Annotated in this window: 14 protein-coding genes and 1 pseudogene (1 of these 15 cut by a window edge); 1 reads left to right on the top strand and 14 read right to left on the bottom strand. The window is 41.8% G+C overall.

Annotation, left to right across the window (positions count from 1 at the left end):
- The 13 genes and pseudogenes from ACSQ8P_RS03095 to ACSQ8P_RS03035 form a co-directional block, all read right to left on the bottom strand.
- On the bottom strand, window positions 1–201 hold the 5' portion of the coding sequence (locus ACSQ8P_RS03095) for a DUF1304 domain-containing protein (RefSeq protein WP_436233861.1). It extends 162 nt beyond the left edge of the window; only the first 201 of its 363 coding nucleotides appear in the window; it begins with the start codon at window positions 199–201; the stop codon falls past the left edge of the window.
- 158 nt (window positions 202–359) lie between these two features.
- Window positions 360–1898 (bottom strand): glutamine-hydrolyzing GMP synthase, encoded by a 1539-nt coding sequence (gene guaA / locus ACSQ8P_RS03090; RefSeq protein ID WP_436233860.1) that lies wholly within the window; start codon window positions 1896–1898, stop codon window positions 360–362.
- Window positions 1899–2009: 111 nt separating this feature from the next.
- Window positions 2010–4460, bottom strand: coding sequence for a DUF4129 domain-containing transglutaminase family protein (locus ACSQ8P_RS03085; protein WP_436233859.1), 2451 nt, complete (start codon window positions 4458–4460; stop codon window positions 2010–2012).
- Window positions 4447–5658 carry a DUF58 domain-containing protein gene (locus ACSQ8P_RS03080; RefSeq protein ID WP_436233858.1) on the bottom strand — a complete coding sequence of 404 codons (1212 nt, stop codon included), beginning with the start codon at window positions 5656–5658 and terminating at the stop codon, window positions 4447–4449. The genes ACSQ8P_RS03085 and ACSQ8P_RS03080 overlap by 14 nt, the downstream gene beginning before the upstream one ends.
- Before the next feature lie 10 nt (window positions 5659–5668).
- On the bottom strand, window positions 5669–6646 hold the full coding sequence (locus ACSQ8P_RS03075) for an AAA family ATPase (protein WP_436233857.1): 978 nt from the start codon (window positions 6644–6646) through the stop codon (window positions 5669–5671).
- 64 nt (window positions 6647–6710) lie between these two features.
- Window positions 6711–8177: a polysaccharide deacetylase family protein gene (locus ACSQ8P_RS03070; protein ID WP_436233856.1), complete on the bottom strand. Its 1467-nt coding sequence runs from the start codon at window positions 8175–8177 to the stop codon at window positions 6711–6713.
- Window positions 8178–8469: 292 nt separating this feature from the next.
- Window positions 8470–8733: pseudogene (locus ACSQ8P_RS03065) on the bottom strand (peroxiredoxin); the annotation flags it as partial.
- Between the two features lie 689 nt (window positions 8734–9422).
- Complete coding sequence (locus ACSQ8P_RS03060; protein WP_436233855.1) at window positions 9423–9659, bottom strand: hypothetical protein; 237 nt, start codon at window positions 9657–9659, stop codon at window positions 9423–9425.
- On the bottom strand, window positions 9656–10024 hold the full coding sequence (locus ACSQ8P_RS03055) for a hypothetical protein (protein WP_436233854.1): 369 nt from the start codon (window positions 10022–10024) through the stop codon (window positions 9656–9658). Before ACSQ8P_RS03055 ends, ACSQ8P_RS03060 begins: the two co-directional genes overlap by 4 nt.
- A gap of 300 nt (window positions 10025–10324) precedes the next feature.
- Window positions 10325–12142 (bottom strand): UvrD-helicase domain-containing protein, encoded by a 1818-nt coding sequence (locus ACSQ8P_RS03050; RefSeq protein ID WP_436233853.1) that lies wholly within the window; start codon window positions 12140–12142, stop codon window positions 10325–10327.
- Window positions 12143–14104: an ATP-dependent nuclease gene (locus ACSQ8P_RS03045; protein ID WP_436233852.1), complete on the bottom strand. Its 1962-nt coding sequence runs from the start codon at window positions 14102–14104 to the stop codon at window positions 12143–12145.
- A 508-nt stretch (window positions 14105–14612) separates the two neighbouring features.
- Window positions 14613–15815 (bottom strand): AlbA family DNA-binding domain-containing protein, encoded by a 1203-nt coding sequence (locus tag ACSQ8P_RS03040; RefSeq protein WP_436233851.1) that lies wholly within the window; start codon window positions 15813–15815, stop codon window positions 14613–14615.
- 528 nt (window positions 15816–16343) lie between these two features.
- Window positions 16344–16916, bottom strand: coding sequence for an HNH endonuclease (locus ACSQ8P_RS03035; RefSeq protein WP_436233850.1), 573 nt, complete (start codon window positions 16914–16916; stop codon window positions 16344–16346).
- Between the two features lie 10 nt (window positions 16917–16926).
- Between ACSQ8P_RS03035 and ACSQ8P_RS03030 the strand changes: the two genes are divergently transcribed.
- Window positions 16927–17115, top strand: a complete 189-nt coding sequence (locus ACSQ8P_RS03030) for a hypothetical protein (protein WP_436233849.1) — start codon at window positions 16927–16929, stop codon at window positions 17113–17115.
- 205 nt (window positions 17116–17320) lie between these two features.
- Here ACSQ8P_RS03030 and ACSQ8P_RS03025 read toward each other — a convergent pair whose 3' ends face one another.
- Complete coding sequence (locus ACSQ8P_RS03025) at window positions 17321–24607, bottom strand: S8 family serine peptidase (protein WP_436233848.1); 7287 nt, start codon at window positions 24605–24607, stop codon at window positions 17321–17323.
- Window positions 24608–24782 lie beyond the last annotated feature (175 nt).

The raw sequence follows: 24782 nt of genomic DNA, 5'->3' as shown, positions 1-24782 counted from the left end.
CCCCCATACAAGACCCGCCGCCAGAAAACCGTTGTACAGCCCTTGATTGGCAGCCAAACTTTTCGTGATCTGGGCATTCTCCTTCGTCATACCGAACGACTTCATGGCGCGCGGGGTCGTCCATAGGAACATTTCCAGTACTAGGATATACATGTGCTCAAGTGCAACTAAACCGACCAAGATCGTTGCAATTATTACCATAACCATTCCTCCATGGGTACTCCAATTTATTTGTAGTTCCTATTAATGTAACATATTTATCCATTCATATCGCTCAAAATGAAAGACTCTCTTCCAGCTGGTCTACAGCTCGAAGAGAGTCTTTCTTTCACACTATTGGTGTTGATTACACTTCCAACCTATTCCCACTCGATCGTAGCTGGCGGCTTCGAAGTGATGTCGTACACGATACGATTCACGTTTTCAACCTCATTTACGATACGGACGGAAATCTTCTCAAGCACATCCCACGGGATACGCGCCCAGTCAGCTGTCATACCGTCGATGGATGTAACCGCGCGGATACCTACTGTATAGGAATATGTTCTAGCATCGCCCATAACGCCTACACTCTTCATGCCTGGAAGTGCCGTGAAGTACTGCCAGATCTCGCGATCTAAGCCAGCTTTCGCGATTTCATCGCGCAGGATGGCGTCGGATTCACGAACAATTTTCAGCTTATCCTCAGTAACTTCACCTAAAACACGAATAGCTAGTCCAGGACCTGGGAATGGCTGTCTCCACACGATTGCGGAAGGAAGACCACACTCTTCGCCTACTTTGCGAACTTCGTCTTTGAATAGTGTTTTCAATGGTTCGATCAGCTTGAACTTCATATCTTTCGGCAGACCGCCAACGTTATGATGCGACTTGATCGTTTGTGCGGTAGCTGTACCACTTTCTACGATATCGGTGTACAACGTTCCTTGCGCCAAGAAAGTGAAGTCATCAAACTTGCTTGATTCTTCTTCAAACACGCGAATGAATTCGGTACCGATGATTTTACGTTTTTGCTCCGGATCCGCTACACCAGCCAATTTGCCTAAGAAGCGGTCTTTCGCGTCGATTTTGACAACTTTCATATCAAATTTGCCGACAAACGTCTCCATAACGCTTTCGCCTTCACCTTGACGAAGTAGACCATGGTCGATGAACATGCACGTCAATTGCGCGCCAATTGCTTTATGAAGCAAGATCGCAACAACGGAGGAATCTACGCCGCCGCTAAGTGCGCAAAGCACTTTTTTATCGCCAACTTCTGCACGAAGTTCTTTAATCATATCTTCCACGAAGGATGACATCGTCCAATCGCCGACACAACCACACACTTCATAGATGAAGTTGTGAATCATTTCGTTCCCTTGAACAGAGTGACGAACCTCAGGGTGGAACTGGACCGCATGGATTTTGCGATCACGGTTGCTCATTGCCGCAATTGGAAGTGATTCTGTGCTAGCCTCAATCACAAAGCCATCAGGTAGTACGGAAACATGGTCACCATGGCTCATCCATACCGTTTGTTTCGCCTCTAGGCCTTTAACTAGTGGGCTTTGGTTCGAGAACTCTAGATCTGCTTTCCCATATTCACGCGTATGTGCGCGTTCAACTTTCCCGTTCAATTGGTGAGCAATTAACTGCATCCCATAGCAAATGCCTAAGATCGGAATACCCAAATCGAAAATGCCAGCATCAACCGAAGGAGCTCCTTCGCCATAAACACTTGCAGGTCCGCCGGAGAACACGATCCCCTTAGGGTTAATCTCACGAATTTTATCAACCGTTGTATTGTGCGGCAGCAATTCGCTGTAAACGCCTAAATCACGGATTCGTCTTGCAATCAGTTGGTTATATTGGCCTCCAAAATCTAAAACGACGATCAATTCACTTGGTTTACTCATATCCGACCTCCTAGGTTCATAGCGATTGAAGATTGGGTAGAACCCTTGTCCACTTACCGCTATTTCTAGGTACTAATTTTAAACATTAGGCACCTAGGATGTAAAGGGGATTTAATGTGTCTTTTGAATGGCTTTCCAAATTGCTGTAATTTCCCGCTTCGAATAGGCAAAAGCACGCGCTGGATCGTAGCGGACACTTTCATAGATGTGAGCGAAAGCCATCAGTGCCTGTTGCTGCCCTTCATGGGTCACTTGAAGATTAATGACATATTCGCGAACCGTTTGATTGGCAGGCTTAGCACCGTATTTGCGGAAAAGCTGTCTCCACAGTCGATCCATATACGGCGTCAGAGGATGGTGCTTATTGGGAGATCCATTGTTGTAACTCGGGAACTCCACCGTTCTACGCAACAAGTATCCTTGGCGTCTTAGTACGAAATAGATGCCAACAAGCAAGCAGATACTGCAAATAAGAACGAAAACGGTACTCTTATAAGCCTTTACCATTTGGATGAGATTATTCTTCATCGTGTGCAACCATTCACTCGATTTGGAGATGACGGAACTCGACACAGGTGTATTCGTAAGGGAAGCTGTCATCCCTAGCTGCTCCATCGTTGCCGTCGTCAACATATCTCGCGGTTGATCCACGGATATTCCTGAGAAACCAGGTGTCGGTTCGAATGGCACCCATCCCATCGACGGGAAATAGACCTCAACCCAAGAATGCGCATCTTGATTGCGAACGATAACCTCATGCAGCCCATTGTCATCGGTAGCGTCAACTGTTCCTTGAGCAAACCCCTTCACCCACCGAGCGGGAACACCGACAGAACGAAGCATAACAACCATAGCCGTGGAAAAATGATCACAATACCCTGTTCGATCAACGAACAGGAAATGACTGACGAAATCCTCGCTGCGGCTAGGATTGGTAGGCTTTTCGAGACTGTAGGGAAAAGTTTGGCTCAAATATTGCTCGATCGCTACTGCTTTGGCATAAGGCGTCAACCGATTTTCGGTGACTTGCTCAGCCGTGCTTCGTACCGTCCGCGGCAACGACTCTGGTAATTGCAAATATTCCCGAGTGATCTCTTCTGGATAAGCTGCGATATCTGTGTTCAACAGATCTGGATTTTCTTTAATCGGTTGAACGGTGATTTTGTAATAGGATAGAGGGTCAGCGATCTCCGGTAAGGTCAATAAGCCACTCTTTTCGGAAGTTAGCAGACTACCCGACGAAATCGGCCTCCCTTTCTCACTCAGCAGCATGTCAACACTCCGCAGTTGACCACCTACGAACAATTGTTTATTGGCTGCCTTCTCATTCATCAAAATCTCCTGCTCAATGACTGGAGCTGTCGCCAATGAACTAGAGGCCACGAAAGGTTCCAGCTTCTGAGTAGGCTGGGTCCAGCCTTTGCCATCGTAGAAGCTTTTGGATTCGCCGCGCCAGTAGGTGAGTTCAGAGGTTTTGGCCGTAAACACTGGCGAAGTGTCCACTTGGAGTGGACCGCCTAAGGATGTATCGTTCTGGCCATATCCCGAAGTCGCCACAGATGGACTTACTCCCGTCTCCTCCTCATAAAGCTCAAACAAACGATCATACCAATGCGCCCAACTTACTGGCTTCATCAAAGGCTCGGACTCGGTTTGCTTGGCCGACAACCAACCAACGCCAGACAATATGCCCACGACGATCACACTTACGATCAGCCATTGCAAATAACTACGTGAACGTATAGTCGTCACACGATACGTCTGTTCGATTCTTGACAGATTGAGAAGAGCCATCAGGAGCAGCCCATAACCTAATGTGCGTATGATTCCTTGAACGGTATCTGCCCCTAATACGAGCTGTATGCCTACGAGATAGATCAAGGTAGCCATTACAAACCAAAGACTGTGTTGTCTTTGGAGCATAAGTGCTTGCACGACCGAAAGCAGCAATGCCCAACCCATTAGGAACAGGAGCGTGCGCATTTCACCGCTAATCAGATCAAAATGAGCCTGTACGATATAGACAAAGTCTTGGACGAGCGTTCTCGCCAACGAGAGGATCCATCCCCCAGCAAGCAAGGTCTCGCGGTTAAACATATAACCTATAAAAACCAAGATAATGCTGCACTTCGCCAGCCATCCCCATCCATAAGGGACCCGGAAACAATCGAGTGCAAGACATAATGCAAACACAACAAGAATCGGTCCAATTTGGATCAACTCATCGCCCATCCAAGCCAAAGGTCGCAGCCATTCCGAGAGAAGGAGAAAGAGCAGCAAGGTGATGAGGCCGTCTCGGAAGAGACTATTGTGTGCCTGCGGCAGGTTGTCTGCGCGGAAGATGAGCTGTGATGGATTACGGGATGAACGGGATGATGTGTCTGGGTGGGAAGGATTGGCTTGTGGATTGCTAGCGTGTGAGATGCCTGCGTGCAACGACGAATTCAATGGCGAACTGCCTGAAATCGAGGTGCGAGATCGTGAAGTGCCTGAGCGAGACTTTTTAAAAAGCGTAGTGCGAGAGCGCGCAGGCAGCCCGCGGCGTGGTTCAAGCGGTTGCATCCGCAACACCCCCTTGCCTTGGCCACTGGCTCTGCGGATGCGGCACTTCCGTGAAGCTGCAGCCTGCGGCTTGCAGCTGGGAAGCCCCCTCTCGCTCTGCGACCGAGAGGGAAGGCCGCGCGTGCACGTAGATCACGTGCACGGCTCTGCGCCTGGTGCCGCTATCTGCGATCGCGCGCACCAGAGCCACATCCAGCGTCGATGTGATGCACAGCATCGACGCATGCAGCGGCAAGTCTGCCGCCTCTTTCCTGACGAGGTCAGGAAAGGACAGGGCGGGCTTGCCGCCAACGCTCGCGAGTACTTCGTACGCGAGCGTCAGATCGGGGCGAATCGTCGGTGCGATTCGCCTTGCACTAGAGGAGCTGCAAGCGAAGCCGCAGCTCTCTCGCCCATTGGCGGCGGCTTCGAAGAAGCCCGCCGCGAGGGCGACGCCCTTCTCCAGCAGCGGCTGTGCCGCTTCTGCTGGGCCCGCCGCAGGCGTGACATCGAGCAGCAGCATCCACTTCGTGGAGGCGGCCTGCTCGGGGTCTTTGGTCATCAGACGGCTCAGACGAGCCGTCGATTTCCAGTGGATGCGGTGATACGGATCACCGCTGACGTAGTCGCGAACGGAGCTGATCAGCGGCGTTTCGGCCTTTGAACTAAGCGTTGAAGAACCTTCCTCCGATTGAAAGGTCATCCCGCTTCGTCCCAATGCATCCGGCCGTGGATACACAACATAACGATGTAAATCTTCCCTCTTTACTTTGCGAAGCGCGAAGCCAAAGAGATCTCCTGCCGCCGCTTCAAGGTGAGCAAAGCGGTAGCTGCCTCGCATGAGATGAGTCATTTTGTAAGGCAGCAAAATCGACTTCTGAAACCAAGGGAAAAGCAGCTTGCTGTACGTCAGCTTTCTCCCGTTTCCTTCATGAATCCAAGTTTCTTTCAACAGCAGCCACGGTAGGGGAACCCAGGAACGATGCTGAATCTCCAGCACAATCGTCACATCTTCACCAGCGAGAAACACGTCACCTGACAGGCGCCGATTCAAGTTCAAACCCTTCAGTGCAAATACATAAAAAAATCCTGCCTGTATCCAGATCAATGATAAACAGATGCCTAGATACCACGCAGCAAATCCACCTTGGCGATACGCCAAAAAGATTACCAACACACAACTTACGAGCAATAGCGTCGTCTTCCCCCAGCTTTTCATGTCATGCCCCCTACTTCGCTGTGACATAACGAAGAACTGGTGTTTGCATGCCATCTAGTAAGCCCTGAAGAATGAGATCTGCCGAACGGCCCATCATGCGCGCATCCGAAGTGAGAATAAGCCGGTGCGTCCACACAGGTAAAACCAAATCTTTAATATCATCTGGAACAACAAATGTTCGCCCTTTCACATAAGCCGACGTTTGTGCAGCACGCATCAAAGCATAAGACGCCCTCGGACTTGCACCTATGTAAAAATCAGCATGATCTCGCGTCGCTAATGCTAAGCGAACGATGAAATCTTTTAACGTGTTATCCACATGGATCATGGCCGCTTCTTTCTGTAATTGCACAAACTCATCCTGTACAATAACAGGCTTCAAGCTTTCCAACGGGTGACGATCCTGCAGTCGATCCAACATCAGAATCTCTTGATCATGCGTCGGATACCCCAGTGAAAGCTTCATCATAAAGCGATCCATCTGCGCTTCCGGCAGGGCATATGTGCCTTCATAATCCATCGGATTTTGTGTCGCTATGACGACGAAAGGCTTTGGCAGTTCATAACTTATGCCGTCAATGGTCACTCGTTTTTCTTCCATCGCTTCAAGGAAAGCAGACTGCGTCTTCGGAGAGGTCCGATTACATTCATCCGCAAGTACCACAGACGTCATTAAAGGCCCTGGCCGAAACTCAAACTCATTGCTTTTTACATTAAAAACAGAAACACCGGTCACATCCGAAGGAAGCAAGTCTGGCGTACATTGAATTCTCTTAAACTCGCAACCGATCGTTTTGGCTAGTGCGCGTGCTAGCATGGTTTTGCCAACACCAGGAACGTCCTCTAGCAGTAGATGCCCGCCGCTTAACATCGCTATAAAAGCTTTCTCTATCGTTTCTCTTTTGCCAACTATCACTTTCTCTACATTCATGATCATCCGTTCCACAAGAGGCTGCGGTTGATCGAATATTCGGGTTTTCGATGCCATAGACAAGAAGCCTCCTTTATAAGGGTATGCTTCTAGTTTTTCCAGCTCTCTACTCTTTTAGACATTATCCTCCCATTGCAAATAGAGAGTTTTTGAGAATACTATTATTTTCTTTGAAAAAGTGGAGGGGACGCAGCGCCATAGAAACCTCACGGTAGTCGGGATCGATCACAGCATTCGTAATTCGTCCGCCGAGTGATACGATAGTTTTGCGCAGAGGTACGATAATTTGATTATCCTCCATGTTCATATCCGCTAACGAATAAGAGGCTGTTTGCTTGCCTAAAGTGAACAAACTAATGCTTCTATTCACGAGATCATAGTCCATATCATAAATGCCGTAATGGGCATTTGCTGTTTTCGTATCCGCTTGCCACTCCACTTTCCCACCCATCTTCTCGATCAGATAGCGAAGCGGCAATTCTATTTGATTCGCATGCAGTTTATAAATGGAAGGTTCTATGGTAAATGTATTACCCCCGAGCACATGAACCTGCAACGGCAGGGCAGCTTGCTTGGCGAGAATGCGGGCAGCCTCCGCTTCTTCTTCCTTCTTCGCTTTAGCCTTCTCTTCAGCTTCGGCCTCTAGCTTCTGAGCGAGGCGCTTTTCCTCTGCCTGCTTCACAAGATCGGATGGGCTCGGATGAGCGACTGCATATTGCTGCGTCTGTTCGACCAGCTCTTGAAAATGCTTCAAACTCATATTCCGCGACCACTTCGGTTTCGTGATGGTGAATTGTTTAGGTTTCACTTGTTCCGTCAACGTAGCGAACGCGTATCCTAGCTTTTTGTAATAGCTAATCACTTGAGGTAATACTTGGACGGAAGATTCATGCCCCGTTCCATCGTGAAACAGAATGTTGATCTCGTGATCAAGGGGGGAAGCCTTCACCGTCTGCCAAATTTCATTTACCGGCACGTTCGCTCTCTTGGAGTCTCCACTGTCGACATTCCAGTCATGTACCATGTAACCGGCTTGTTCCAGAAGGTAGAAGTAATTAGCATCAAAATTCGTAGCAGTCCCGCCAGGCGCTCGTACGAGTTGAGGTCGTATCCCCACAATATCTGAAATAACGTCCTCGCTGCGCTGAATTTGATTCCAAAAGGTTTGAAAATCACTATAGAGCTCTTTATAAACATGATTATAGGTATGATTGCCGATGGCATGACCGTCTTTTACGATTCTTTTGAGCTCAGCAGGATGCGCTTTCGCTTGTTCACCAAGTACGAAGAACGTTGCCTTGACGTCTTCTTTATCTAAAATATCCAGCACCTGATTCGTCAACTTGCTAGGACCATCATCAAATGTCAGATACACAGTAGGCTGCTCCGGTGTTACGTAAGTTCTCTCACTCTTCAGTCGCTTCCCTGCTTGAAGCTGCCCAAACGCCTCTTGTACGGCTGGATCCCCTTCATTGTCCGCGGCTTTGGCCGGCATCATACCAACCAAAAGTGAAACTAGTAAAACAACAACCATCATGATTTGAAAACGTAGTCGTCCGTTGTTTGGAGCTTGTACCTGTAAGCGCATCCGATGATCCCTCCGCATGTTCTATCATTTTGACATCTGATAGATTATATGGACGGAAGCGCAAGAGTATGACATGAAATAAACGACTACGCCGTCCTCTTAGGACGAGTGCGTTTATGGAAAAATATAGCCGACTTATTATGTAAAACATATAAATTCTTATATTTCGAAAAAAACGATCCCTCTCCGCAAGGAGAAGCATCGCTTTGGCATTCATAATCCTCCTATATGGAGGAAGCTGTTCCGCGTAACACTACTAGAAAGATATGATGAATGCGAGATTCATAGCGATCTACGCCATTTCCATCACTGCATCCAGTACAGACTGTACGTGATTTTTAATCTTCACTTTACTCCATTCCTTCACGATGTATCCTTTTTCGTTAATTAGAAACGTCGATCGAATAATGCCCATATACTCGCGGCCATACAGCTTTTTCAGCGCCCATACCCCATACTTCTCAGCTACCTTATGATTCGTGTCTGAAAGTAAGAGGAACGGCAGCTCGTACTTAGCAATAAATTTGTCATGTGATTTCAGCTCGTCCGGACCAATATATCTACAAAAAATAAATGTTCATTAATCCTAAAATCATCAAAAGTCCCGTTTGAATGGGGGGAATTCAGCATTTCGAACATGTGCAAAAATAATTAATGTGCTTAATTTCTCGATTTATGCACATTTCGCTTTGAAGTAATTATTGCATGACTAGGACGCGAAAAAATGTCTGCAAATTGCTTACGGTACATCCCGTTCTTCTTCACCATTCGCATTTTCGTTCCTTGCATGCGGACATATCGAGCCTGCTGCAAACCAAACGTAAAATCAGGCAAAAGGTATTATTATTTTGTTAAGGAAACAAAGAGAATTTGTTAGAAAGAAATTTATGACCGATAATTATCGATGTGCGAACTGGAGCAGGGACCCCAGAAAAACATTCAAAATAAAAACTTATTTTCATAACGACATTTCTCCCCCAACTTAAAGCGGAGAAGCCTTTATCTTGAGAAGCCTGATAGCGAAGTGGAGACCCACAAACATATATCGTCGTAACATTAAAGAACTATAACTAGATCCGCTTTTAGAAAAAAATCAGCGACCACTCCCTGGTAGAAAACAGAGTAGTGATCGCCGCTTAATTCAATTCAATCCTCTTTTTTAGTCTGAGCTTTCAAATTTTCAAGTTGACTATCGCTACAATTTCATTGAGTTCAGTCCTTGGGCTAGGGTAATTATTCATTTAATCAACTTAAAGTAAAGAACATGTCATCTACATAGAACGTACCACTGCCTCCGGCTGCTAACGATTGTATCCCTACATGTACACAAACTCTCTTAGCTCCCGCAGGGGTCATTCCGCTTGCCGCCAGCGATGCGTAACTGTTCCCAAACGCTGACGGGTAGTCCTGTGTTTGCTGGCTAATCAATCCTCCGTTGACATCAAAGAACTGCACTAACAAGAACACTTTTGCATTATTCAAACTTTCAATTCGTACCTGTCCACCTGTTGCATACGGCTTGTTTTCATCCACTGCCAAGTCTTGCAGCACATATGCAAGACCCCCTGTGCCATATTACTGGCTGTTAACTTTTGGGCCTGCATACCTGATGTTACTGGGGTATTTACCACTTGGTAGCTCGTCGTCGCATTATATACCCAAGCTAACCCCCCGTCCGCCAACCCGGTCGTACCAGCGCTCTGCTCGAACTTCGAGTTGCCCATTAGATTCTGTTCTAAACCGTACTTAAAGAACATGTCATCTACATAGAATGTACCGCTGCCTCCGGCTGCTAACGATTGTATCCCTACATGTACACGAACTCTCTTAGCTCCCGCAGTGGTCATTCCGCTTGCCGCCAGCGATGCATAACTGTTCCCAAACCAATCACGAACATGTATTCGCGTTATTTATTATATACCGAACGCGTATTCGTTATCCAAGTTAAAATTTCGATTCTCTGTAAATAACAAAAAAGCCATAGGATGCTTTCCCTACGGCCCCTTCAACCAGGTTTCATGGCAGATTATATAGTCGATTTTTTCTTTATTTTACTCATTTGATTATCACATTCCGTAATATAAATTATTAACTTACACCTATGAATTTTTAGCATTCCAAATGCAGCCACTACCGATTTTATTCTTTTAAAGATTTAAAGCGAATGCTTTTTCAGCAAATTTTTCATCAACAGGATAAGTATACTCAACATCCCACCCCTTTGATTTAAACATCTCAACTTCTTCTTCATTCAGACAAGATTGATCCATTCCGAATGCGAATAATCGAGTAGGCCTACTCATTGCAACATACAGAAGATTTCGTTGTACCCAACTTTCTTTAAAATCCTCATTGTCCTCACAATAAAACGATTTCAGCATTCTCGTGTGAATCTTCGGGTTTTTATCTTTTTCAGAATCAATGAGCAAGACTGATCTATGTGTCTCACCTTTTGCTGAGTGAATAGTACTAAATTTAAATTTATTCTCGCCTTTTACCGAAGAGGCATCCCCTTTCATCTGCTTTATAATTGCCGAAATTGTATTAAATACATCATTAGTAGAATATATTTTTTGAGAGCATTTTTCTTCTAAAATGACATTCAAGATACTATTAATACTTTTTATATCTAACGTTCCATTCTTAATACTTTTGACCAAACATTTCTTAATTTCTAATTGTAGGAGATGAACTTTTATCCACTCTTTTATAGAACTATCATTAATCCCAGCTTCTGCAAGTTTCTTATACAAAGTATCATTAATTATTTTAATAATGTGAGCAGTAAATGACTCATTTGCCTTAATTTTGTATCCTCCTGTAGTACTGCTCTCCGAATCTGTTCTTTGAAAATCTAGAATAGTATTATTTTGAATTGCCAAAATGGTGTCTTTTCTCTTATCGCCTGCAAATTTCGCGTCCGAAAGATACTTTGAGAACATTGCTTCGTAATATGGAATTAAATCTGTTTTTGATTTATACAGTAGAAGTAAGGGGTTAAATGAGTAATTCACTTCTAAACACTTTAAATTTACTCCTTTAATTATATTTGGTAAGTGATTCCCAATATTTTCACCAAACCTATTACAAATATTTAATTCAAATATTTTTTTACCTTCAACTCGTGGAATTTCCCCATCGAAATCTAAAGTTTGATTTGGATCTCCTATGTATTGCAATATATTGACTTGATCAGCAAAAAGTCTATTTATTAAATTTATGTTACTAACTTCAGTGTCTTGAAATTCATCAATAAAAATATATTTAAATCTTTTCCTTAGTAAGGAAATATTCCGGGAATTATTCATCGCTGCTTGAGAGAAAAGAAATATATCTTCAAAACCAAAGAATCCCAGACCCTTTAACTTCCATTTTATATCAAACATATGATTGGCATACTTATCAAACTTATCCCAATTAGTTGTGTTTGAAAGTATTATTTTTTTTAATGACTCATCGTATACCAATTTACTATCTTCAATTCTTACTCGAGTTGCGTCCTGAGCACCTTCCGGCCATTTCGAGAAATACGAGCTCTTCTTCATTAAGCCTTTTATTATTGCAGAGTATTCTTTCTCATTATCGAACCGAAAATTTTTAGGATTTAAATACTCCTTAATGTAAGGTGTAGCTAAGAAGGTATTAAAAAACTGATGGACCGTTCCAACAAAATGCGGATGTTTTATTTTAGAAAGTCCCATGTTCTTTAGAATTCTATTGATTTCGTCAACAGCAACATTAGTTTTTGTAATTATACATATTGCTTCATTTGAACTGTTGTTCATAATCTCTAATAACAATAATACTATTTTAGCTGATAAGCAGGTTGTTTTACCCACTCCTGGTCCCGCAATAATATATTTAGACTCTAGTAACTCAATAAACCTTCTTTGATTTTCGTTGAAACGCCCCCCATTTAATGTAGCTGATTCAACCATTTCAAATTCTTCTTCTTTAAAGAACATTTATATACCTCCCGTTACATGAAGGATTGCGTCATAAAGATATTTTAACTTCTCATCTTTTTTTATAATTTCCGCTACTATTCCCTTCTTCTGCAGGATATTATAGGCTAGAAGTTGCGCAATTGCCGCTTTTGATATTTCATGATGAAGAACAAATTTGTATATTTCCACTGCTTTATTTTCATTATTTGTAACATTAGACCACTCAGCTTTTTTTCTAGTCCTATTACTCTCTTCAATGTAATGAACTTCTAGGATTGCATCTTGTAAAAAATCTGACAATCCACTCTCTGCTATTGAAAATTCTAGTGTCCATGGTGAGCTTATAAAGACTTTCGTTTTTTCGGTATCATGTTTATAGTTAATTTTAAGATTTATATCTTTATCTGTGAGTATTTCTTTATATTTTAGTGTATTTATACTAGAAAGAGATTTTATTAAATGTAACTCTTCGTCCGAGTTTATTTTTCTACCAATAATCTTACTAATTTTATTCACTAATTTAGAATATGTATCATATTTCCCAACGAGTGAAGTAATATCTAGTTTGTCCGTTTTAAAAAAGGCTTTTATATTTGTCTCAGTGTTAATATCAATTTCAAAATAACAGATGTATCCGATGTCATAAAATGAAATAGGTTTTAAATCTAAATCAGTGACAATAGCAACAGGAAAGTCGAGTTTAGGTTCATTTTTCCTTAAGAAAATAGATGAGTACCTTTTAAAGGCTAAATTCCCAACATTCACTATGGAAACGCCATAATCATGCAATGACCTTCCTACCACTTCTGCAATTGCAGGTAATAATAAATTTTCAGCATCTCCTTCGACACATATGATTCCTTGAGCGAAAAACATATTGGATTTTGTAGAGTCTAGAAAACGTTCAAGAAATTTATAGTCATTATTTTCAAGAAGTGTCTCTCCAGCCTTCATTGAAAATGCCGCATTGCTGTAAATAAGGATTACATGCTCCAAAGCTATCGAGGAAGCCAAAATAGGACTGTGAGACGTCAGAATATATTGAATTCCCTCCTCTTTGCTTTTCCTTTCAAAGTATTTAATCAATCTCAGTTGTGACTGTGGGTGAATATGTGCTTCGATTTCTTCAATTAATGCTATTTGAGGACCGAATTTATTGTCACTTAAAAGTAATAATTCTGCTGCCATAAATAGTAAGTTCGAGCTGCCTAATCCGCTCCCTATCTCACCTAAATTTAGTTCTAGCTTTTTTAAAAACTCATCAAATTTCATGTTTTTCGGAAGAATCATTGGATTCCTCTTACGTGTCTTATCGAAAAAGGACTCAACTAAGTCCTGCATTTTTCCAATAACGGGAGAGTCAATAATATTTTGAACATCTTCAAATGCTTTTGTCAGAATTTCTTCTATTTCCTTTTTGGATGCACCATCATTTTCTTGAAAAACACTTAAACTCTTTAGTATCTGTGCAAATCGAGATCTGTTCCCTGGACTTAATTCCACTTCTGCATCACGCAATGGTTTTAAATATGTAACTGTTAATAGTTGCTTAACATCATCTGTAAGTGGAATCTCCCTACCTTCCTCTCCACCAGAAACATTTTTTGTAATCCTTGTTTTCTTATTAAGATCTTGCACTTGTTCTGCTTCAAGTAACACTCTCAAATAAGATACATCCTTAACAAAATGAACCCATTCAAAAAAATAGGCTTCTTCCTCTACTGACAGTTCACAATATACATATTCTATCTTTATCGGATTATCAATATCATAAAAATCTATCTCTCTAAGCCAATTTACATCTTGGCTATTGGTATTTAGGCCTATCCTCATAGCATCAATTATTGCTGTTTTACCCGAGTCATTTTCCCCTAATAAAACGTTCAGATGTTTATTGAATGAAATCTCTATTGCAGGCTTACTGGCGTTGCCCCCACCAAATCTTCTCCAGTTCCAAATCCGTACTTTTTCGAGGTACATATTATTTATCCTCAATCCTCTATTAGATATAGTTTTCGATATTGCTCGTATGAATGCATTATATTCTAATCAAATTAAAAAAGATGTCGAATAAACCCGATATTAATCATTTATTGCACCTTCATGTTAGAAACTTTCAATATGTAACTTAGACATTATTTTGATATTTTAGAAATAGATAATAAAAAATGGCCACCAATATTCGGCAGCCACTTTTGGTATCTATTGACGAAATATTTCTCCATTTACTAAGGATGAGGCGTTTTAATGCTAACTACCAGAAGAATACTTTTCGCAATCCTCTCTACTTCATCACTACTTTGCGCTCTACCCAACGTCAGAAGCGTTCCAACGGCCCCTGTGACTACTCTACCTTTGCCCCCGCCAAAGGGGAAGCCAATCTTCTTTTCGCTCTTATATGCCTCTACAACGTGACTAATAGCTTGTTATAATAATTATTCTTGTGCCCCTTTGCGTTGTCTCCAAACGGTATAGGCGATTGATTGCATTACCTTCGTTCTATCCAATCGCCATCGGCATTATAATTCCTGCAAGCAGGATAGCCCGCGGCATTCCAATAGGTGTCAAAGACAGGTCGGAGTAAACGCGCTAGCTCAGCCGGATTTGCCGGCATGGTTTCAATCACGATCTCAGGCAAAAGTAAATCCTCTTTATCGATTCGATTATCGTCTCCAAATATGATCGAATCCCTTTCAAAAATGGCAAAGTCTTTAACACCAAGCAAACTAACCATCAGCACGATCGGCGGTTGTACGCCTAAGCTAGATAACACACCGAAATATTTTGATGTTTGAATGATGATTTCATGTTCAATTCCTGAAGAGTAAATGATTCGCCTGCCGTTCTCTTCAACTCGTAATAGTGACCCTGTTTCAACTGCTTCGATTATGCCATGTCTAGTCAGCTGCGTATAGGTGTGCGGATGGGCATCTGCGGACCATTTGGCAAACGTGATGAACCCGTCATAGTTGTATTTGTAGTCTAAGCCAGTCGTGGAAAGTGCCCATAGTCGGGTTGACTGATCTCTAAAGGTTGAAACATCTAATAAGTCGTTACTAAATGCACTGAAGGGTACCAGATGGACGGCAACCGCACTATGTCTGTACTGTAGAGTCATAAAGCCGTCATTTGCTTTTATTTTTGCTATACGAGTTAAGCGCAGATCTCTTAGTCTTTCGGAGATGCCTGCATTAGATAGAATTGCGGAACGAATTTCTGTGATATCCATCGGATGTTTACCGGCCGAATTTCTGGTGTAAAATCGCGTCGTGCCTCCCATATTCACCATGTGTGGAGAATTGAGACTATTTGGTATTCGGATTATTAAAGCGTAATTGCCCGTAGTTGAGAGTGGGACTGCACGTATCTGAATGCCATATATACGCGGTTGCACATTGGTACGAATAATATCTTCGACCTGTCGAATAAGTTGATCAGTATTACCTATAGAGACACCTACCACTCTATCAGGACGACCTGCTGCCTCCGCTATACCGAAAATAAGCTCTCCACCGCCTCCGTTAGCAAATGCGCTAACGTCATAAACGAACTCGCGCTTTTCGTCACCAACTTGAAGGTTCGGCATTGTCTCTTTGTAATCTAAAACGCGGCTCTCTGGTACCAGATCTGTTACAAGACTTTCAATGTCCTGCTCAGTAATCTGCTCAATTGATTTCAATAACAAAGACATATTTCTTCCCCCTAACTTCTCAATCTGCAGATCCAATATTTTCCTATCGTCATAATATCTTACACCTATCGTATTTTCAATACATTCAGGTATGGTGGTTTGATCGGATAGATGCCGCACCACCACTCCCATTTTAGGCTACAAGGATATCCCGTGCCCTCTAAGCCGCTCTCCCATTACCGTGGTCTTGGGATTTATGAAAAACCGCCAAATTTTGAACTGCACTCCGTGGTGAAGATAACAAACAGCACCTTGAATTACAAGGTACTGTTTGGCAATTGAATAGTTTGGCATTTTGGGGCGAGCGTGGCCCACAGGTCATGTTATGACGTACAATGATGCTCTATTCTGCAGTAATTATCAAAGGATTCAAATCGTTGTGGATCCCTCAGTTCGTTCGCTCGAGCCGATCATGCGAACAAACGGGACTATTTTCCACGTTCGGATAAATATTCTTCTATTTTTTTAAGCATACACCAATATCCTAACTCATTGTCTGCGAACGTCACGCATGCGGGTCAACGGTATCTATAAATGTTTATTTAAAGAAATTTTAAGTGTAGAACTATTATTCATAAAACTTAAGTTTGCTCTATTAAAAACGAAATTTCCAGTATGTATCAAACGATGGTGATTTGGACATAGAATCACTATATTTTGGGGTGAGTTGTCGATTGTTTTGGAAAACAAGTCAATATGATGTGCTTCAACAATATCAATGTGATGTTCAGGGTATGAAGTATATTGGCATACTTGGCATTTTCCTTCGTACTCTTTTTTCAAGTCGTTTATTATTGATTTTTTATACCTCCTTGTTTTAACTAGTGCCTCTTTTATAACTAACTTTGCAGTTTCGTCCTTGTCTTCTAAAAAACGATCGAAATAAGTGTTCTCTTCATCATCGATATTAGAATTAATTTGTTCTTCTAGTAGTGAATCATGGTCCCCCAAGATCCTCATAATTTCAACCGTTGTTGTTTCATCAATCTGTGGGATTGGTAAATAAATTTCAAAGCTAAAATATCTCCGTAAATCTCCATCATTAGTTCTCCATTCATCAATACATCTAAGTTCTAGATACACTTTCAAATCATTCGGCAAAATATCCTTCTTGTTTGTTGAAGAAATTAAGAAATATCGAGCTGGTTCATGGATTGCTGGCGGCTATACAAATGGTATCTTTTATAAAGTAAAGGGGTGTGACGGAAAAGAGTTTAGAGTTTTTTTTAATACTGGAACAAGGGATTTAATACTAAACGGTCCAAACAATTCAGCTACAGTAATAAAAAAAATAAAATAGAGTTTATATTTAATCATTGAGTTGATATTCATTTTTCTATTCAGTCTCAAACTATATTTCCAGTTAAAAATAACCCGAACCGGACGCACATCCGATTCGGGAATTTTAGTTTATTGCAATCTGGAATATAAGTGATAAATAATGTCTAAAGACACTTGCGAATTTTCTGTAGACAAATTCACTTATTTTTTGTTTAATGATTTGTCTATTCCTCGAGTATTTCTAAACTATCAATCCAGTAGGCTCCGCTCCCTGAAAACCCCACAATCATTGGGGCAACACCTGTCGTTCCATACGGCGCCACTGATGTTGCGCTTAGTTTTGTCCACTCATTGTTTCCAGCGAGGTATGTTGAACCTGTAATGTTACTCCATATAAAGTTCCCCGTACTATCTACCCAGTAAATTCGAAGTTGCACCCCATTTGGAACATTAGCAGTCTTGATGTACGCAGAGACCGTAAATTTCCGCCCAGCTATGTCGCTGCCAAGCTGTTTAGTCTCAAACTGCCATGTCTCATTTGTAGATAGGGTTACTTTCAAAGATTGTTTCCCAGTATTAAAGTTTGTTGTATCGGCAGATATTGATCCTGCTCCTACATAATAGCCTACATCTGTTAAGCCATTTTCAAAGCTGGGATTAGGCAATGAAACAGAAGTTGAACTTTCCTCGATTGCTTCTAGACTATCGATCCAGTAGGCTCCGCTCCCTGAAAACCCCACAATCATTGGGGCAACACCTGTCGCTCCATACGGCGCCACTGATGTTGCGCTTAGTTTTGTCCACTCATTGTTTCCAGCGAGGTATGTTGAACCTGTAATGTTACTCCATATAAAGTTCCCCGTACTATCTACCCAGTAAATTCGAAGTTGCACCCCATTTGGAACATTAGCAGTCTTGATGTACGCAGAGACCGTAAATTTCCGCCCAGCTATGTCGCTGCCAAGCTGTTTAGTCTCAAACTGCCATGTCTCATTTGTAGATAGGGTTACTTTCATAGATTGTTTCCCAGTATTAAAGTTTGTTGTATCGGCAGATATTGATCCTGCCCCAACATAATAGCCTACATCTGTTAAGCCATTTTCAAAGCTGGCATTAGGGAATGGAAGAGAATTTGAGCTTTCCTCGATTGCTTCTAGACTATCGATCCAGTAGGATCCGCTTCCCGAAAACCCCACAATCATTGGGGCAACACCTGTCGCTCCATACGGCGCCACTGATGTTGCGCTTAGTTTTGTCCACTCATTGTTTCCAGCGAGGTATGTTGAACCTGTAATGTTACTCCATATAAAGTTCCCCGTACTATCTACCCAGTAAATTCGAAGTTGCACCCCATTTGGAACATTAGCAGTCTTGATGTACGCAGAGACCGTAAATTTCCGCCCAGCTATGTCGCTGCCAAGCTGTTTAGTCTCAAACTGCCATGTCTCATTTGTAGATAGGGTTACTTTCAAAGATTGTTTCCCAGTATTAAAGTTTGTTGTATCGGCAGATATTGATCCTGCTCCTACATAATAGCCTACATCTGTTAAGCCATTTTCAAAGCTGGGATTAGGCAATGAAACAGAAGTTGAACTTTCCTCGATTGCTTCTAGACTATCGATCCAGTAGGCTCCGCTCCCTGAAAACCCCACAATCATTGGGGCAACACCTGTCGCTCCATACGGCGCCACTGATGTTGCGCTTAGTTTTGTCCACTCATTGTTTCCAGCGAGGTATGTTGAACCTGTAATGTTACTCCATATAAAGTTCCCCGTACTATCTACCCAGTAAATTCGAAGTTGCACCCCATTTGGAACATTAGCAGTCTTGATGTACGCAGAGACCGTAAATTTCCGCCCAGCTATGTCGCTGCCAAGCTGTTTAGTCTCAAACTGCCATGTCTCATTTGTAGATAGGGTTACTTTCATAGATTGTTTCCCAGTATTAAAGTTTGTTGTATCGGCAGATATTGATCCTGCTCCAACATAATAGCCTACATCTGTCAAGCCATTTTCAAAGCTGGGATTAGGTAATATTACAGCTCTAGATGGTGCTTCTTTAATCGCTACATCATCTACCCAGTAAACACCTTGTCCATTTACTTTAGGAACAATAATTACCGTTACTTTACTCGCACCATACGGGGCTATTCCAGTTGCCTCTAACCTCTTCCAATCAGTCGTTCCTGTTACTAAAATGGATGAGCTATTATTACTCCATATCCATTGTCCATTTATATCCTGCCAATAAATTAGAGCCCTAACACCATTTCCTACTATACCTGCTGTCTTTAAATACGCAGAAACAGTAAATTGTCTTCCACTTATTTCTGTTCCGAAATCAATTGTCTGATACTGATATTGATCACCAGAAGGAGCTACTGTGACTTTTAACGATTGATTTCCGATGTTTTTTATTGTTGTATCAATTAGCGCGCTTCCACCATTTGCATTATTTATTGACCAATCACTTGTTCCATTTTCAAAGCTCGAATTTAAAAGCAACCTTACAGTTAACCAGCCCTCAGCCCAATTAGACCAAGTTATTCCGTCAGAAACCCTAACACGCACTTTCAAATTTTGATTATTAGGCAATTCACTCTGTAGTATCCAACTCATTGTACTCGTAGGATTAGTTTGCAGAATCTCACCAGAATCAATGATTCTATACGTTCCATCAGCGTTTATCACTTGAACTTGAAATGTCTTTAACTGAGATAGCCCATCTCCATCAGATTGAGTCCAAGTAATAGTTGGTTTTGTAGTCGCAACCACAGTCGGCGCTGTTGCACTTCCTGTAATATTTGTTAATGTAACCTGTGGCACCTGATCCTTTATTTCAAACCATTTGGAACAAGTACCGTGATCACATGCACCATCGTTATACCAGTCTGTTACCACGGCCATAATCTCTAATTTCTTATTTACTGGTAACATGACTCCTTGAGGTAGCCTGAATGAACCTGCCCAATGATCCGCCCACGACCAGTGTTCAACAGATGAATTCACAGCCGTAAATGTAGTCCATTCTTCTGGGACATAAACGGTATTGTACTGTTCATCCTGGATAATGTAGACTCCCGCACTTATTACATCACCTATTGGAGCATCTACTTCCCAGTACATCCAATCAGGTTGGTTAGTTAACTGAGTAGCTTCACTAGCTGTTCTTCCATAGGGATAAATAACGTTGGGTCTTAGCGTAACTTTTGGCGGCGGTGTAATTTTGAACCATTTGGAATTGTCTTCGATGTTCCATTCTGTACCATCATAAATGCGAATCAGCACGCGATATGCTGAATTAAAAGAAAACCTATTACTAGATTCAACAGTCCAGTTCTTACTATTTGCCGGAGAACTCAACATCTGCAGCCCTGAATCATAAGCCAAATTGTTATATTCATCGTAAATTTGCACAATGAATTGCGAAAAATTCTTGTTGCTAGTCCACGCTATTGTTGGCTTTTGACTGTTAACACTCGTTGGTGAGGACTGCGAACCAGAAGGACTTGCCAGTGACACCTGCGGCGCCAGGGATGGAATGGGCCAAGGCGTTGGAGAAGCCGCTGTATCGACTTTTATCCAAATTGGATTCGAAACCTTCGACCACACCCCTTGCTTATCTCGTATACTTACCGAGACTTGATATAGGCTGCCGTTTTGTAGGGTTTGTGTTATTCTTCCAGTGCCTACTCGAGAACTTGTATTTTGAGTCACTGGACTGGAATACCAAACTTCATTACCCACCGAATCGAATACATTTAACTCATACGCAGTGAAATTATTAGAACTTGTACTACTTTGATAAGCATCAGATTGAACCCAATACACTTGTGGTGTTTGGCTGTTTACAATTATTGGACTAGACAGGGAGCCAACAGCTGCGGCACTGACCCGATAAACATTGTCCGCTACCGTAGTCGACGTGTATACATTATCCGTAACGGAGTGTGCTTTATCATTCTCTTCTACTGAATAGACATTTTCTATGACTGAACTACCAGACACTTGTTGTGCTGCAAATTCTGAACGTAAGCGATTGTATCGTTCGTCATCGTACTTGGTTTCATCTGGGAATCCATTAAGTAAATTAGAGACGAGATATAACATTGCCGGATGTTTGCGCATTAAAGAGTGTGAGGAATAACTACAATTAGGGTTGTATAATCCACAATCACCTGAATATAATTTTCCATCGTCAAAAAACATGTATCTGCCGGCTGCTGAAATAAATGGATAGTTACCACGGTAATCAGGGTCTTGATCCGAGCCCATTGCCGAGTCAACATCAACAACGCCATCCGCAATGTCAGATGAATAAAAACTTGAGCGATTAAACCCGTAAAAATACGATACTCCCTTAACTGGAGTAAATTTATTCCCATTACCAGACTCTAAAAACCTAATTGTATAATCATGATAATTATTATAGCCTTCACTAATGAGCTCTGTTTCTGATGGATAGACCCAGTACTCACTTTCGAGCTTAGAAGAATTAAAGTTAATCTTTCTTAAACCTGTTATATCGATGGGATTAAAACCACCAATAAAATAGTACTTTGTTTTTCCAACATGAATTTGTCCCGCTGTACCGTTATTTATATTCACAGTTGCATTATTTCCTAAAAAGAGACATTCATAGTTTGTTGGTTTCCATAAACAGCTCTCTTTTCGATCTAAATCACGTGCGGCCGAGGTTCCGTCTGGGAACCAATCGCCGTTTGCTAATTCAGATCCATAATTGGGCGGAGCTATAGCCACAACTCGATCAATCAGCCCATCGTTATGTATGTTTTCAACAAAATAACGCGCAACGAGTCCTCCTGTACTATGTGTAAGAAGATTAATTTCATCATCTTCTTTAATGTACCTTTGTCCTGTTTTTGGATTTGTATATCCCTTCAAAAATTCAATATATTTATTTAGATTTGTAGCAGCATCTGCTACAAGATGGGGGTACTTACTCCTATAGGTAAAACCAAATAAAGTCTCATTCGGCTTATAGCCAACTCCCATATCAATTAACTGAGGACCCAGTTGGGCATAATCAATTACTTGATGTAAATACTGCACATTAGGATCATTAAAACTAGATTCCTCTCCATTGGAATATGATTCTGAAGTAAATGAATTAACTGATGATATACTTCTTAACGCTGTTGGCAGCCATTTTGTATAAATGTAATTTGCTGTATTCCCGTTTGCTGTCCATGGTGGTATGTTGTCCCAAACCTGTTCAAATCCCCATGCATCAATACTATCATTATAACCATGAATCATGATGGTAGGACTAACACCGGTACCCATCGAAGTTGCTTGAAGCGTTGCAAAGTTCGTAGATCCATCGGAATATAACTCGTCTACTTTATAATAAGCTTTTTTTGTAACTACTTTTTTACTAGTCGGATCATATTCTTGACGTTCAAAGACTAGCTTATTGGTGTCTATCACTGTCTCACCCGTTTGTTTATCTTTACGGGAACGGCTTTTCATTAATTCCTTCGCATCTAGCGTAAGCCCAGGAATATTAGTCACATACAATTTACCTTCAGGTTTTGCAGTTTTTAAGTTCTGCTTCTTTAAGCTTTTTTGAACTTTCGACTTTTCGGTTTTGTCGAATTCACTTTTGGAAGCCACAACAAGCATTGCTTCTCCTACTAGATCGACCTCGATGCTTTTCGCCTTTTTACTAATATTTTTATCGACAGGCAGTAGACTCCCCTGCTCGGAATTAAACTTATATAACTCAGGATCCTTAATTTTGCTCTTGGCATCAATAGAGATTGGGATATTTAAATGAAATGTAAGGGAATCATCCGAGCTTTGAATATATACCTTAGTAACAGCTAACATGTAATCTAATATAATAAATGGGTTTTTAAAAATACCATATTTGCGATTTACGGCTCCTTTTCCAGTTACATATCCTGTGATGCCAAATTCATTCTCTTTAATGGGAAAAGTGCGGTCTTCGTCACCGTCCGGGACACCATTCTTATTTTCATCAGACGCAATTGGATTCGTATGTAATTCATTGATTTCAATTCCATCAAATAAATGATCTTTGTCCGTATCGACATCAGTAGGATTCGTGTTATGAATTTTCACCTCTTCATAATCCGATATGCCATCATGATCCGAGTCGATCTCTTGGTTGGAGGTTCCATATAGCTTCTCTTCACCATTAGTTAGACCATCACCATCGGGATCGGCATTAGGGTCATCCATTTTTAGAGTATCTTGAGGTTGATACACGTTATCGGTTACACCAGGATTTTCGACTGGCACCGTGGCCCCTACACTTTTGGTGTCTTGAATAAGGCCGTATCCGTAGCGATCGTCTCTTCCTGGGGTTCCGAGATCCATGACATTTGCATCTAAGAGTTCCCTGATTTGGTTGTTAGCCAGACTTGGATTAGCCTGTTTCAACAATGCCAATTTCCCTGCAACAAACGGGCTGGCCATCGAAGTTCCACTCATAAGCGTATAGTTATTGTTCAACGTTGTACTATTGATATTGACGCCTGGCGCTACGACTTCAATTTTGCTTCCCATTGCCGAAAATGCGGCATATTGGTTTAAAGCATCTACAGCACCAACAGCGATAACCGAAGCATATTGAGCAGGATATTGTACTGCTCCATGTAGACCGTTTAGTCCTGTGTTTCCTGCAGCTGCTACGAGCAGGACTCCATTCTGATAAGCTCCATCTAAAACATTTCGAAAAATCTCTGAATCCGTTGGCATTGAAATGCTCATATTCACGATATCCATATGGTTTTCAATAGACCATTCGATACCTGAAATAATATCCGATAAATACCCTGATCCGGTGGAATCAAGAGCCTTAACCGCATACAGGTTTGCATCTGGAGCAACACCTACTACGCCGAGATCATTATGTTTAGCCCCGATGATACCGGCTACATGGGTGCCATGGCCAAAATCATCCTCATAAGATGAGGTATAGTCCACAAAAGAGGCTCCCCCTGTAACGACGAGGTCTTCATGATGTAAGGAGATCCCCGAATCGATAACGGCCACTTTGATATCTTGTCCTGTGTATCCGCGGCTCCAACTTAGAGGAGCTTGGATTTGCTGGGTACCCCTATCGATGGTTTGGCTGGCAACTTGTACTTTGGTATCGGGCTCTACCCTTTTTATTTTGGGATTTTTCTTGAGCTCTTCGATTTCATTCGCTGGTAATGTCGCTGACAAAGCGGAAACACGCTTAAATTCCTTTTTCAGTTTACCTTTCGCTTTTGTGACGAGGGTAGGATCCATATCCTCTTTAAAAGAGATAATGACTCGCTGCTCGTCGTTAAACGGTGCAGTAAGTGTTGATACTTGCGAAGTGCTACTTGAAGAATTGGTTAATGAAGTAAATTGCGAGGAAAGAACATCAAGATTTTTTGCACTTACCGTACTTGCGGTTGGGAGAACCGTAGTAGCACCAACCAAAATAGATAAAGCGATTGAGATTCTGCTAGTAAATCTTCTAAGATGAAACAAATAATCACATCCTCTTGTAATATATGGTCGAAATATGTCCATTATATTAAAATAGAGGATATAATTGTTCCACTTTATGTAAATTTAATCTTTTTAAAATCATATTTGTCATCGGATGCTAGAAGATATATTCTTAAAATACTTATTCTATTATTTAACTAATTAAAGAGGTGAC

It is taken from the genome of Paenibacillus sp. LjRoot153 (assembly GCF_964253085.1).
In the GTDB taxonomy this organism is placed as follows: Bacteria; Bacillota; Bacilli; order Paenibacillales; family NBRC-103111; genus Paenibacillus_E.
Note: the sequence above shows the minus strand (reverse complement) of the source record. Positions and strands in the feature narration are given on the sequence as shown.